The following is a 1,274-nucleotide window of genomic DNA, read 5'->3' on the forward strand; positions in this document are numbered from 1 at the left end:
GGGTCTGCTGCACGGATAGGTGACAGTTTTTAGTCACGCAGCCAGTGCGGCTGGCGTGTTCATGATGACCTCGAACTCGATCGGGGTCAAACGCCCGAGTCGAGGCTGTCGACGGCGCCGGTGGTAGGTCCGTTCGATCCAGGTCACGATCGCGATCCGGAGCTCCTGACGGGTAGCCCAGGAGCGACGGTTGAGGACGTTCTTCTGCAGCAGGCTGAAGAACGATTCCATGGCGGCGTTGTCCCCGGCGGCGCCGACCCGGCCCATCGATCCGACGAGCCCGTGACGGGCCAGGGTGCGGAGCACCTTCCTGGAACGGAATTGGCTGCCCCGGTCGGAATGGACGATGCAGCCGGCGACGTCGTCGCGTCGGGCGACGGCGTTCTCGATCGCGTCGACGGCCAGCCGGGACTTCATCCGCGAATCGATCGAGTAGCCGACGATCCGGTTCGAGAAGACATCCTTGACCGCGCAGAGGTACAGCTTGCCCTCGGCGGTGCGGTGCTCGGTGATGTCGGTCAGCCAGAGCCGGTTCGGGCCGTCGGCGGTGAAGTCGCGGCCGACGAGGTCGTCGTGCACCGGCGGGCCGGCCTTCTTCCCGCCCCCGCGGGCCTTCTTCTTCCCGAACGCGGACCACCAGCCGTTCTGCGACGCGATCCGCCACGCGGTGCGGTCCGCCATCGCCTGCCCGGCGTCGCGGGCTTCGTCGGCCAGCAGCCGGTGCCCGAACTCCGGGTCGTCGCGGTGCGCGTCGAACAGGGCGTTCGCGCGGTATGCCTCGACCAGCTCGGCGTCGGTGATGGGGTCGGCCAGCCACCGGTAGTAGGGCTGGCGGGCGAGCTTGAGCACCCGGCACGTCACCGAGACAGGGACCTTCCTGTCCTCGGCGAGCTCCTTCACGAGCGGGTAGAGCCTTTTGACGGCAGATTCGCCTGCGACAGGTACGCGGCGGCTCGTCGCAGGACCTCGTTCTCCTGCTCGAGGAGCCGGATCCGCTTGTGAGCCTCACGCAGTTCGGCCGATTCCGTCCGGGTCTGGCCGGGCGCGGAGCCATCCTCGACCTTCGCGCGGTGCAGCCACTTCTGCAGCGTCATTGGATGGACCCCGAAGTCGTGCGCGATCTGCTCGATCGTGACACCGGGTTCGCGGTTCCGGGCAACGCGAACGACGTCGTCACGGAACTCACTCGGATAGGGCTTGGGCACGATGACATCCTTCCAGCCCGTCCCGCAGGACAAGCCAACTCAGATGTCACCTACTCGTGCAGCAGACCC

At 67.3% G+C, this 1,274-nt stretch carries 1 protein-coding gene; it reads right to left on the bottom strand.

Translation table 11 applies throughout. From position 1 onward, the window contains the following. Positions 1 to 33: 33 nt before the first annotated feature. A protein-coding gene (locus ACQ393_RS17585; RefSeq protein ID WP_430648154.1) for an IS3 family transposase occupies positions 34 to 1,205 on the bottom strand; the annotation gives its coding sequence in 2 pieces (ribosomal slippage) (positions 34 to 918 and positions 921 to 1,205; 1,170 coding nt in all). Between the last annotated feature and the right edge of the window lie 69 nt (positions 1,206 to 1,274).

The sequence above is a fragment of the Agromyces sp. GXS1127 genome, from assembly GCF_050565425.1.
Lineage (GTDB): Bacteria > Actinomycetota > Actinomycetes > Actinomycetales > Microbacteriaceae > Agromyces.